This is a genomic window from Brevundimonas sp. GW821-FHT10A07 (assembly GCF_059415785.1).
In genome coordinates this window covers 60,952-72,918 of sequence record NZ_JBWKNX010000015.1, presented here as the reverse complement: position 1 = coordinate 72,918, position 11,967 = coordinate 60,952, and the positions used below count along the sequence as shown (strand labels likewise).

Genomic DNA, 11,967 nt, shown 5'->3' with positions numbered 1-11,967 from the left:
TTATGGGCCAGAAAAGATCGAATAAGGCGGAAAATGCGCGTTTCGCTCTGGATTTCCCCGACGTCACCGAAACAAATGGGACACGGCCTTGTCTGATCGCGGTGGTTTCTAAGGCGTTTGTCCGCCTCGCGGTTGACCGAACAGGCTCCTTTCGTTCATCACGAGCGCGGGTGGAACACGCAAAGACCGGAGTAACGGCGAGCATGGGTTTTGTAGCCAATATCCGCAGGGACGTGCGCTTCGCGCGCGGACTGTTCCGCCTGCTCAAGCGTATCAAGCCGATCAAGCTGGATAGCGACATTCTGCTGTGCGACGACTTTGAAGAAGCCGTCGACAAGTTCGCGGACAATGTCGCCGTCGAGGACGAGCGCCGCAGCCTGACCTATCGCGACCTGGACGCCATGGCCAACCGCTACGCCCACTGGGCCAAGGGGCGCGGCCTGAACCGGGGCGACACCATCGCCCTGATGATGACCAATCGCGTCGAATATCTGGCGGCCTGGATCGGCTTCTCCAAGGTCGGCATCGCCACCGCCCTGATCAACACGAATCTGACGGGCCAGGGGCTGGCCCACTGCCTGACCATCTCCAACGCCTTCCAGGTGGTGGCGGACGAGGATTGCTGGCGCCAGGTCGAGGCGGCCCGCCCCCTGGTCGGCCACACCCTGATGCTGTGGGTCCTGGACCTGGGCGACGAGGATGAATCCAGCGACCGGCGCGGCCTGGACAAGCCGGTGCGCGGCGCCTCCTCAGTGCGACCGTCCCGGTCGGTGCGCGAAGGCCTGACGAACCGCGACACGGCCCTGTATATCTACACCTCCGGCACCACCGGCCTGCCCAAGGCGGCCCGCATCCCGCATTCGCGCGCCCGCACCTATATGCGCGCCTTCGCCGGCGCGACCCGTTCGACGCCCAAGGACCGGATCTTCAACGTCCTGCCGCTGTATCACTCGACCGGGGGCCTGGTCGGCGTCGGCGCGGCCCTGCTGAACGGGGCGCGTCTGGTGATCCGCAAGCGGTTCTCGGCCAGCAGCTTCTGGCCCGACGTGGTGGCGTCCGGCGCCACCATGTTCGTCTATATCGGCGAACTGTGCCGTTATCTGGTGAACAGCAAGCCCCAGGCCTATGAGCAGAAGCACAAGCTGCGTCTGGCCTTCGGCAACGGACTGCGCGCCGACGTCTGGCCCGAATTCCAGAGCCGGTTCCATATTCCCGAGGTGCTGGAGTTCTACGGCTCGACCGAGGGCAATGTCTCCCTGTTCAACTTCGACGGCAAACAGGGCGCCATCGGCCGGGTGCCCAGCTATCTGAAGAAACAGATCAATATCCGCCTGGTCCAGTTCGACGTGGACAGCGAACAGCCGGTCCGCGGCCCGGACGGCCTGTGCCGCCTGACCCGCGTCGGCGAGATCGGCGAAGCCATCGGCGAGATCGGCAACGACATCCGCCACGACTTCTCGGGCTATGCTGACAAGGCCGCCTCGCAGAAGAAGATCCTGACCGACGTCTTCAAGAAGGGCGACCGCTGGTTCCGCACGGGCGACCTGATGAAACAGGACGCCGAGGGCTATTTCTACTTCGTCGACCGGATGGGCGACACCTTCCGCTGGAAGGGCGAGAACGTCTCGACCTCCGAGGTCGAGCAGGTGCTGATGGAAGGCCCCGGCGTGTCCGAGGCCATCGTCTACGGCGTCCCCGTGCCCGGCCAGGACGGCAAGGCGGGGATGGCCGCCCTGGTGACGGACGCCAAGTTCGACCCCAAGGCCTTCGCCGAACACGTCGAGGCCCGCCTGCCCGCCTACGCCCAGCCGGTCTTCGTGCGGCTGATCGAGGCGGCCGAGACGACCGGCACCTTCAAATACCGCAAGGCCGATCTGGTGGCCGACGGGTTCGATCCGGAAAAAACCGGCGCGACCCTGTATGTGCGCGGCGGCAAGACCGGCTACCAGAAGCTGACGACGGCGGGGCGGACGGCCATTCTGAACGGCGAAGGCCGGCTGTGACGGTATAAGACGGCGTTTCCCGAAACGCCGTCTTAATCAATAACCGTCATGACTTGACGCCTCTCGCGTCAGGATACCGCGTCTCCATGTTCCAGATCATCGGCATCGTACTGCTGTTCGGCCTCGTGTTCGGCAGCTACGCCATCTCGGGCGGCAAGTTCGAGGTCATCATGCACGCCGCGCCCCACGAACTGATGGCGATCGGCGGCGCGGGCATCGCGGCCTTCCTGATCTCCAACTCCATGACGGTGATCAAGGGTTCGTTGGCGGGTCTGGGCAAGACCTTCGCCGGGCCGAAGTGGAAGAAGCAGGACTACAAGGACCTGCTGTCCCTGCTGTTCCAACTGACCAAGACCATGAAATCCAAGGGCGTCGTCGCGCTGGAAAGCCATATCGAAAAGCCCAAGGAATCGACCATTTTCCAGAAGTACCCCAAGGTGCTGAAGGACCATTTCGCCGTCGACTTCATCTGCGACACCCTGCGGATGATGACGATGAACCTGGAGGATCCGCACCAGGTCGAGGATGCGATGGAGAAACAACTCGAGAAGCATCACCACGAGCATCTCGACAACGCCCACGCCTTGCAGAACCTGGCGGACGCCCTGCCCGCACTGGGCATCGTCGCGGCCGTGCTGGGCGTCATCAAGACCATGGGCTCGATCACCGAACCGCCGGAAATCCTGGGCGGCATGATCGGCGGCGCCCTGGTCGGCACCTTCATGGGCGTGTTCATGGCCTATGGGCTGGTCGGCCCGTTCGCAGCGCGCCTGACCTCGATCATCAATGAGGAAGCGGCCTACTACAAGATGATCCAGTCCGTGCTGATCGCCCACCTGCACGGCAATGCGGCCCAGATTTCGGTCGAGATCGGCCGCGGCGACATTCCTTCCGCCTCCCAGCCGTCCTTCGCCGAAATGGAAGAAGTGCTGAACAATATCGGCAACGACTGAGGTCGAGCGCGCCGGAACGTCCGGCCGCGCGACGAGTTTCAGACGCGGCATGACGCCGCCGTGATCCCGGCTTGCCCCGAGGTTCACGGCGGCGTTATCGTTTCCAGCGAGGCTTTCGGCCTCGCGAACAGCCTTCGGAGGATTGTCCCATGCGCATCACCGCCCTCATCGCCGCCTCGGCCGCCGCCCTGATCATCGCCGGGTGCCAGAAGGCGCCGGAAGAAAAGGCTCAGGAAGCCGCCAGCGACGCGGTTGAAGCGGCCGGAACCGCCGCCGACGCCGCCCTGACCGCCGACCAGGCCGCTGCGGAAGCCGCCGCCGCCGCCAATGAGGCCGCCCAGGACGCCGGCGCCGCCACCGCCTCCGCACCGGCCCCCGAAGGCGCGCCTGCGGCGACCGACACGGCGGCCGGGCAAGCCGCCGCCCCGGCGACCGACCACGGATCGGCCCAGGCCGCCGGCCACGACACCGGCCACTGAGTCCTTCCCCCGACCCACAAAGGGGCCGCCCCGCGGGCGGCCCCTTTTTCGTATCGGCGGCGGAGGTGCTAGAGCCGCGCCATGACGACCGACGACACCGCCCCGCACCTGACCTGGACCGATGACGACGAGCCCCGCTCCGGCCGGTTCGGCGACGTCTATTTCTCACGCGACGACGGTCTGGCCGAGACCCGCGCCGTCTTCCTGGAAGGCTGCGGCCTGCCGGACGCCTGGGCCGGGCGACGCCATTTCACCGTGGCCGAGCTGGGGTTCGGCACCGGGCTGAACATCGCCGCCCTGCTGGACCTGTGGCGCCGCACCCGGCCCGAGGGCGGGCGGCTGCACGTCTTCTCCATCGAGGGGTTTCCCCTGACCGCCGACGAGGCGCGGCGCGCCCTGGGCGCCTGGCCTGAACTGGCGAAGGCGGCCCGGGCCCTGATCGAAGCGTGGCCGGAGCGGACGCCGGGCTTTCACCGGGTCGATCTGCCGGGGTTCCACGCGGTGCTCGACGTCGCCGTCGGCGACGTCGACTGGGCCCTGGACCAGTGGTCGGGAGCGGCCGACGCCTGGTTCCTGGACGGTTTCTCGCCGGCCCTGAACCCCGGCATGTGGTCCGAAACGGTGATGGACCGGATCGCCGCCCGGTCAGCCCCCGGCGCGCGAGTCGCCACCTTCACGGTCGCCGGCGCGGTTCGACGCGGCCTGTCGGAACGCGGCTTCGTGGTCGAGAAGAAGCCCGGCCACGGCCGCAAGCGTGAACGGCTGGAGGCGCGGCGGGACGGCGCCCCTGCGCCCGACCGGCCCCCCCGCGTCGCCGTCATCGGGGCCGGAGTGGCCGGGGCGGCCGTGGCCCGCGCCCTGGTCGCATCAGGCATCACGCCGGTGGTGATCGAGGGCGAGCGGCCCGGCGCGGGGGGATCGGGGTTTCCGGCCGGACTGGCGACGCCGCGCCTCGACGCCGGGGATGCGGCCATCGCCAGCCTGTACGCCCAGGCGCTGGAACGGGCGCGGCATCTGTATGACGCCACGCCGGGGGCCGTTCTGAGCCGGGGCGTCCTGCAACTGCCCCAGGCGGCGCGCGATCCGGCGCGCTTCGACAAGATCGCCGCCCAGTCCCTGTGGCGCGACGGCGCCATGTCGGTGATCGACGCCGAGGCCGCTGCAGACCGACTGGGCGAGCCGACCGTCGAGGGCGGGCTGATGATGGCCGACGCCCGCGTGATCCAGGCCGCCGCCATCCTGTCGGCCTGGCTGAAGGCCGCGCCCATGATCACCGCGACCGTGGCCCGGATCGAGCGCGACGACGACGGCTGGACCCTGAGTGACGCCGAGGGCCGGATCCTGGCCCAGGCGGACACGGTGGTGGTGACGGCCGGCTGGGGAACGGCCGGATTGCTGGCGGACGCCGGCCTGTCGCCCGTCCGGGGCCAGGCCGACTGGGTCGAGGGTCCGGCGTCTCCGGGCGTGGCCTGGGGCGGCTATGTCGCGCCCACCGGCACGGGCGTCCTGTTCGGAGCAACCCACGACCGCGGCGACGTGACCCTGGAGGCGCGCGATGCGGACAGCGCCCGGAACCTGGACGCCCTGCGCGCGCGCCTGCCGCATCTGGCCGCCCAGGCTGAGACGGGCGTCCGCCATCGTCGGGTCGCCATCCGGGCCACGACACGCGACCGGCTGCCTCTGGCGGGGCGTCGAGCGGACGGGCTTTATCTGCTGTCGGGCCTGGGTTCACGCGGTTTCTGCGTGGCGCCCCTGCTGGGCGAACATGTCGCCGCCCTGATCGCCGGTACGCCTTCGCCGCTTCCTGCAGCGCTTTTTGGACGGATCGATCCTGACCGTCAGGGGCCGGCTTGATCGGCCTTCAGGCTGTGTTCATGTGCGGCGTCTCTTCCTTGTTCCAGATTCCGTATTGGAGACTTCGATGCGTATCCTGCTGACCTCCGCGCTCGCTGCCTCGACGGTGGCGGCCATGAGCCTTTCCGCCTGCGCGCCCGCCGCAACCAGGGCCGCCGCGGCCGCCGCCGACGGCGAAAAGTCCGTCGCCCGCTGCTTCCGTACAGACAGCGTGCGCAACTTCCGCACTGATCGCCAGTCCGACCTCTATATCCGGTCGCTGCGCGACGATGTGTTCCAGATCAACACCAGCGGCGCCTGCTGGGATCTGGATTCGGCGGTGTCCATCGCCGTGACGCCGACCCTCGGCGGATCCGACACCGTCTGCGTCGGCGATCCGGTCCAGATCATCGTGCCGAACGCCGACCCGGGTCGCCGCACCTGCCGGGCCTTCGTCACCAAGTCTCTGACCGCCGAAGAGGTGGCCGCCCTGCCGGATCGCGCCAGACCCTGATCCGCCACCGGTCGCGGAGGCGGCTTGAAATCGGGCGACCACGGGTATCAAATCCTCTCATTCACGGGAGGAAGACATGCGCGGAATCGCCAAACTGACCTTTGCCACACTGACGGTTGTCGGCGTCGCGGCCCTGACGGCGGCGACGCCGGCCGCAGCCGAGACCTGGACCCGTTTCTCGGCCAGCGACCGGACCGTCTATCTGATCGATCAGGACACCCTGACGCCGGTCGACGGCGTCGCCACGGCCCGCTTCGCCCGCGTTCCCGCACACGGCGACGCGGCCGATCTGAGCCATGAGGTCGAGGAGTTGGCGGTCCGCTGCTCGGACGGCCAGTCCCGCACCGTCGCCACCATCGTCCACGGCCCGGACGGCGCGGAGGCGGAACGGATCGCCGAAGACGCCCCCTGGGACGCCACCCCCTCCGGCGGCGTGTACGGCGCCCTCAAGTCCTTCGCCTGCGACGACATGCGACCCCAGGGCGCGCCCTGGCCGACCATCGCCGCCTTCATCGCCAGCGGACGCGGGGGCTAGGCGCCCGGCGGGGCGGCTCTGCGACCGACGGCGCCCGCCCGTCCGGCGAGCCGCCAGTCGCCCTGCAGGTGGAGACACCTCATCTTTGGTATCAGTCAGCGGTCGCCACCGGCGTGGCGTCGCTTGCCTCCGCGCGGCAGGAAAAGCCCCACGGACCCTGGGTTTCGGCCCGCAGTGCAAGGCGGATAGGCGCCGTGGATCAGGGCTAGACGCAGGAAAAGGCCATCGCCGGGAATAATAGGCCGCCTCGCGGTGTCTATCGATCAAGTCCACCCTGTCCGATCAAAGGCCGCGATCAATGTCGATCTCCTCCCGCAAGTCCGTGATCCGGTTCGCCGTGCTCGCTGCGCTTGGTCTGTCCACACCGCTGGCGGCGAGCACGCCTTCGGAGCAATTCATGGCCGAAAACGACGCGGTCATGGCCCGGATGCACGCGGCCATGGAAATCCAGCCGACGGGCGACATCGACAGGGATTTCGTGGCCATGATGATCCCGCATCATCAGGGCGGCATCGATATGGCCGTGGCGGTGCTTCGCCACAGCAACAACGAACAGATTCGTCGTCTCGCCCAGGAAATCATCGTCGAGCAACAGCAGGAGATCGCCGCCCTGCGTCTCGCCGTGGGCGAGCCCTTGTCTGCCTCCTATCCGGCCCCGACCAGCCCCCCGCCCACAGCGCCCGTCGGCGTCGAAGCCCCGCGCCACCATCACGAAGGCTGAAACCCCATGACTCGTCCCATCCTTAGCCTCGCCGCAAGCCTTTCGACCGCCCTTCTCGTCGCGGGCGCGGCCCAGGCCCAGGTCGCCCCCATCCAGTCCGGCGATCGCGTCTATGCGGCGGAGCAGTTCTCGAACACCGTGTCGGTCACCGATCCCTCCACCAACCGCCTGGTGGGTCTGATCCGTTTGGGGGATCCGTCGCCGGCCAACTTCAGCCCTCTCTACCGCGGACAGTTGCTGGTTCACGGCCTGGGCTTCTCGCCGGACGGCAAGACGCTGGCGGTCGTGTCGATCGGCTCCAACTCCGTCAGCTTCATCGACACCGCCACAAATGCGGTGAAACATGTCACCTACATCGGCCGCTCTCCGCACGAGGCCTTCTTCACCCCCGACGGCGAGGAACTCTGGGTCACCGTGCGCGGCGAGGACTATGTCTCGGTGATCGACCCGGTCAGCTACAACGAGATCCATCGCATTCAGACGCCTGGCGGGCCGGGAATGACGATCTTCTCGCCGGACGGTCGTTACGGCTACATCTGTTCGTCCTTCAATCCCAAGACCGTGGTGGTGGATGCCGCCACCCATGAGATTGTCGGGGAAGTGGCCCAGCCCAGCGCCTTCTGCCCCAACATCGCCGCCTCTCCGGACGGGTCGCAGGTGTGGTTCACCCTGAAGGACATCGGCAAGACGGTGGCCTTCAACGCCCGTCCTCCGTTCAACGTGTTGGCGACCCTGGACACCGGCCCTCTCACCAACCACGTCAACTTCGCCCGGACGGCGCACGGCCAGTTGGCCTATGTGACCGTGGGCGGGGAGAATGCGGTCAAAATCTTCCGGACGGACGACTTCAGCCCCGTCGCGACCATCCCTGTCGGGGCCCTGCCGCACGGCCTCTGGGCGTCGCCGGACGGATCGCGCGTCTATGTCGGTCTGGAGAACGCCAGCGAACTGGCGGTGATCGACACCGCCTCCAACACGGTGGTCGCCAATGTCGGCGTCGGCCAGGCGCCCCAGGCCGTCGTCTATGTGCCCGGGGCTGCGCCCTCGGGCGCCGGCGACCGGAACCTGCAGCCTCGATCTGACGCCGGTTCTGTCCTGATCCGCATGCGCGTCAGCGACGGGACGGAGGCCGACACCACCATCAGCCTGTATGATCAAGGCCTGATCCAGGTCGTACAGGGATCGGTGTCGGGGCTGACGCCGCGCTCGCCCTATGTCCTGGCCCTGGCGAACGCTGCGGACGGCTCCGGCCCCCTGGAGCCGATCGCCGCCTTCACGAGCAATCCCGCCGGCGCCGCCATCGTCAATGCTCTGGGGCCCATTCGCCAGCAGGTCCGCGCCGCACAGGGTGTGTCGCGGCGCTATCTGGTGATCGCCCCCGGCACGGCGGCCATGCCCGGGGCTCCGGTTCAGATTCAGGTCGCGGCGCCCTAGGATGAGCACATGACGGACATGGGCCAGTTGATCGAGCCGGTCATCCCGGGGCTGCGGCGATACGCCAACGCCCTGGTTCGCGATCCAGCCGAGGCCGACGACCTTGTCCAGGATTGTCTGGAGCGCGCAGTCACGCGTTGGGGGCAACGCCGCGGCGATGGCGACACCCGCAGCTGGCTTTACGCCATCCTGCATAATCTGGCGGTCAATCGCTGGCGCTCGCTTCGCCGAAGGGGAGTGATGGCCGCGATCGAGACGGTCGATCCGGCGTTTCTGTCCGTGGCGCCAGCCCAGGAGCACGGACTGGCCCGGGCCGACGTTCTGCGCGCACTGGATCAATTGCCGGACGAATATCGAGCCGTGATCCTGTTGGTGACGGTCGAAGGCCTGTCCTATGCCGAGACAGCCCGTATTCTGGGCGTGCCGCTCGGCACCGTCATGTCTCGGCTCTCTCGCGGACGCGCCCGGCTGGCCAGTGCGATGGCCGAAGACACGCCCGTCAGATGTCATTTAAGGAGGATCAAATGACCGGGGACCGCCCGATTAGCGAAGACGACCTCCACGCCTTTCTGGACGGGGTGCTCGAGGAAAGCCGGCGCGACGCGGTGCGACGCTATCTCGACACCCATCCCGAGGCGCAGGAGAGATTCGCGGCCTACCGCGAACACGGCGAGGCGTTGCGTAACGCGCTGGCGCCGGTCTCCGACCAACCCCTGCCCGCGGAACTCAACCTGAAGGCCCTTGTCGAGCGTCGCCGGAAGACCTTGGCCGGAAGGCGTCAGATGGCGGCGGCCGCGGCCATTCTCTGCATCGGAGGCCTGTCGGGCTGGATGGGGCGCGAGGCGGTTTCACCCCCGGCGCGGGGGATTCAGGCCCTCGGCCGCGAGGCCGTCGACAACTATGTGGTCTACGCCTCCGACACGCGTCGTCCGGTCGAACTGGCGTCTGACCAGCGTGCGACGCTGACCCGCTGGGTGTCCGATCGTCTCGACACGCCGGTTCAACCCCCGGATCTGGAAGGCGCCGGCTATCGCTTCCTCGGCGGCCGACTGGTGACGACGCCGAATGGTCCCGCCGCCCTATTCATCTACGAGGGGGCGGCCGCCGAGCGGCTGGCCGTGATGATGCGGCCGATGGAGATCGAAAAGAACCGGTCCATGTCCGAGCAATCCTACGGCGCGCTGGACGGCGTGACATGGTCGCGGGACGGTCTCGGTTTCAGCGTCGTGGCGCCCCGTGCATCGACGGATCTGCTTCCCGTGGCCGAGGATGTTCGACGGCAGACACCCTTCTCCTGATCACCCTCTCAGGTCGGATCGGCGGCGCGAACTCGGGCCACTGAACGAGGGGTTCGGTCCCCGACTGCTCATTTGTAACCTTGGAGACCCAGATGTACGTGAGACTTCCCAATCCGATCGCCGACTATGTGGACGCCATCGCGCGAGGCGACGTCGAAGGCATGGTGCAACCCTTCGCCGCCGACGGCGTCGTCGTCAGTGACGACGGCCGGCGTCATCAGGGCCGCCCGGCGATACGCACATGGATCCAGGAAACGTCGGCCGCCAACGGGACGGTCCTCACTCCGGACACCCTATGCCACGAGACCAGCAGAATCGTCGTCGAGGGCGTCAAGACCGGCGACTTCGAGGGGAGCCCCCGGCGGTTCGTCCTCGCCTTCGAGCTTGACGGCGGCGTAATCAAGACGATGGAGGCGGCATGACGGCGGAGCGCTGCCCCTCCGCTCGATCCAACAAATCCAGGCCCATGGGGTCATTCGCAAAATAGGGACAAAGCGGGACTGTTTCAGCCGCAACCGGTTTCTCGCACCTCTCTGCGTGCCCGACCTGTAACGACAGCCTATGACCACGCCTGCTTCCCAAGCCCGTTCCACAATGGATCCGGCGACCCGTCAGGCCTCCCTGGCGGACGCGGGCGCAGCGAACGACCATGGGCGACCCCAGGCTCCGGCGGCGGTCGGTCATCCGTCCGACCTGCTGACCGTCCGGCCTCGCATCCTTTTCGCCGCCCGCGCCGCCAGTCCGCTTCAGGACCTCTGTTCGCCCCTTGAGAAAGACGGGATGCGGGTTGTCACGACCGAAACCCCCGCCGGCCTGTTTCGGCGTCTCGGCGACCATCCAAGCCTGGTGATCCTGGACCTCGAGCTCGGCGGCGACGGTCTCCACCTTCTGCGGCGCCTGCGCGCGGCGTCGGAGGTTCCGATTATCCTCACGGCGGCGAACTCGCGCCACGCCGCCGACAGGATCGTCGGCCTCGAACTGGGGGCCGACGACTATCTCGACGATCCGGTCGATCCGCGCGAACTCAGCGCCCGAATCCGCAACATCCTGCGCCGACGCAACCGCTTGTCCGGAGCGGTCCGCCTGCATCCCCGCACGCACGTCCGGTTCGGCCCCTGGGAACTGGATTGCCGCACACGGCGCCTGTCCCGGGAGGGTGCTGTCGTCGTCCTGACCCTGGGCGAATTCCGGCTTCTCAACGCCTTCATCGTCGCGCCGCAACGCGTCTTGTCGCGTCAGGATCTGCTCGACGCCACGGGGATGCGCGAGGACCTGTCGGACCGCAGCATTGATGCTCAGGTGTTGCGGCTCCGGCGCAAGCTCCAGACCGGACCGGACAGCGCCGAGGCGATCGCGACCCTGAGGGGCCTGGGCTATATGTTCAAGGCGGAGGTGGAGGCGTCCTGATGCAACCGCAGAAATCGGTCCGAGCGATCCACGACTGACCGGTCAAAGGGCTTCAACCGGAACGGCGATCCCATATCCGACGCCCCGCTCGGTTCGGATGATGCGCTGAGGGCCGGGCGCGGTTTGAAGCTTTCGCCTCAACCGCAGGATCATGACGTCGATGCTGCGGTCATTCACCTCGTCCGGATGGACTCGGCTGGCCGTGACCAACTGATGACGGGTCAGAATCTGGTTCGGGCTCCTCAAGAGGGCGGTCAAAAGGTTGAACTCCGCTGTCGTGAGCTTGACCAAGGCGCCGTCCGGCGAGGTGAGGCTTCGCCGACGCAGGTCGAGCTCCCACCCGGCGAACCGCCACCGGACCCGTTCCCGCGCCTTCGCCGGGCGCGCGCGACGCAAGACGGTGCGAATGCGGGCCAGCAGTTCCCGCGGGCTGACGGGCGTGCTCATGCAATCGTCAGCGCCCAGCTCCAGCGCAACGACCTTGTCCGGCTCGCCGCCGCCAGCATCGGTGATGCTGATCACGGGGGCTTCGTCCCGATCGACGACGCCCCGCATAAGATCGAGGCCGTCCTCGCGCCTTATCCCGAGATTGAGGACCACCAGATCGATGGGCCGGGCCCTGAGAATTCGCCGCATGGCCGCGCCGTCGGCGGCCGTGCTGACCTGAAAGGCATGCTCGCTGAGAAATCCGCCAAGCGCATCACGGGCTGAGGCGTTGTCGTCGACGACGAGGACGTGTCTTTGAGCGTACATCATGAAGAAGCACTTTCCTGACATGAACAGACTTGCA

General features: G+C 67.5%; 13 protein-coding genes. 12 read left to right on the top strand and 1 reads right to left on the bottom strand.

Annotated features, from left to right (window positions below):
• The first annotated feature begins 2 nt into the window (after window positions 1-2).
• The 12 genes from AC07NC_RS13125 (at window position 3) to AC07NC_RS13070 (ending at window position 11,177) form a co-directional block, all read left to right on the top strand.
• The gene (locus AC07NC_RS13125; protein ID WP_494569819.1) at window positions 3-2,003 is read left to right on the top strand and encodes a long-chain-acyl-CoA synthetase; all 2,001 of its coding nucleotides are present in this window, start codon (window positions 3-5) and stop codon (window positions 2,001-2,003) included.
• 86 nt (window positions 2,004-2,089) lie between these two features.
• On the top strand, window positions 2,090-2,956 hold the full coding sequence (gene motA, locus AC07NC_RS13120; protein ID WP_183197950.1) for a flagellar motor stator protein MotA: 867 nt from the start codon (window positions 2,090-2,092) through the stop codon (window positions 2,954-2,956).
• Window positions 2,957-3,105: 149 nt separating this feature from the next.
• Window positions 3,106-3,435 (top strand): hypothetical protein, encoded by a 330-nt coding sequence (locus AC07NC_RS13115; RefSeq protein ID WP_292148332.1) that lies wholly within the window; start codon window positions 3,106-3,108, stop codon window positions 3,433-3,435.
• Between the two features lie 81 nt (window positions 3,436-3,516).
• On the top strand, window positions 3,517-5,289 hold the full coding sequence (gene mnmC1, locus AC07NC_RS13110) for an FAD-dependent 5-carboxymethylaminomethyl-2-thiouridine(34) oxidoreductase MnmC1 (protein WP_494569818.1): 1,773 nt from the start codon (window positions 3,517-3,519) through the stop codon (window positions 5,287-5,289).
• Between the two features lie 67 nt (window positions 5,290-5,356).
• Window positions 5,357-5,782 carry a DUF6491 family protein gene (locus AC07NC_RS13105; RefSeq protein WP_494569817.1) on the top strand — a complete coding sequence of 142 codons (426 nt, stop codon included), beginning with the start codon at window positions 5,357-5,359 and terminating at the stop codon, window positions 5,780-5,782.
• Between the two features lie 76 nt (window positions 5,783-5,858).
• Window positions 5,859-6,317 (top strand): hypothetical protein, encoded by a 459-nt coding sequence (locus AC07NC_RS13100; protein WP_494569816.1) that lies wholly within the window; start codon window positions 5,859-5,861, stop codon window positions 6,315-6,317.
• A 298-nt stretch (window positions 6,318-6,615) separates the two neighbouring features.
• Window positions 6,616-7,038: a DUF305 domain-containing protein gene (locus tag AC07NC_RS13095; protein ID WP_494569815.1), complete on the top strand. Its 423-nt coding sequence runs from the start codon at window positions 6,616-6,618 to the stop codon at window positions 7,036-7,038.
• Window positions 7,039-7,044: 6 nt separating this feature from the next.
• Window positions 7,045-8,472 (top strand): YncE family protein, encoded by a 1,428-nt coding sequence (locus tag AC07NC_RS13090; protein WP_494569814.1) that lies wholly within the window; start codon window positions 7,045-7,047, stop codon window positions 8,470-8,472.
• Window positions 8,473-8,481: 9 nt separating this feature from the next.
• On the top strand, window positions 8,482-9,000 hold the full coding sequence (locus AC07NC_RS13085; protein WP_035305343.1) for an RNA polymerase sigma factor: 519 nt from the start codon (window positions 8,482-8,484) through the stop codon (window positions 8,998-9,000).
• The gene (locus tag AC07NC_RS13080; RefSeq protein WP_426026713.1) at window positions 8,997-9,770 is read left to right on the top strand and encodes an anti-sigma factor family protein; all 774 of its coding nucleotides are present in this window, start codon (window positions 8,997-8,999) and stop codon (window positions 9,768-9,770) included. Before AC07NC_RS13085 ends, AC07NC_RS13080 begins: the two co-directional genes overlap by 4 nt.
• Before the next feature lie 92 nt (window positions 9,771-9,862).
• A complete protein-coding gene (locus AC07NC_RS13075) occupies window positions 9,863-10,192 on the top strand; it encodes a YybH family protein (RefSeq protein ID WP_154725367.1) in 330 nt (109 codons plus the stop codon).
• A gap of 139 nt (window positions 10,193-10,331) precedes the next feature.
• Window positions 10,332-11,177: a winged helix-turn-helix domain-containing protein gene (locus AC07NC_RS13070; protein WP_494569813.1), complete on the top strand. Its 846-nt coding sequence runs from the start codon at window positions 10,332-10,334 to the stop codon at window positions 11,175-11,177.
• 42 nt (window positions 11,178-11,219) lie between these two features.
• On the opposite strand, the gene AC07NC_RS13065 is transcribed toward AC07NC_RS13070, so the two are convergent.
• On the bottom strand, window positions 11,220-11,933 hold the full coding sequence (locus AC07NC_RS13065; protein ID WP_494569812.1) for a response regulator: 714 nt from the start codon (window positions 11,931-11,933) through the stop codon (window positions 11,220-11,222).
• Between the last annotated feature and the right edge of the window lie 34 nt (window positions 11,934-11,967).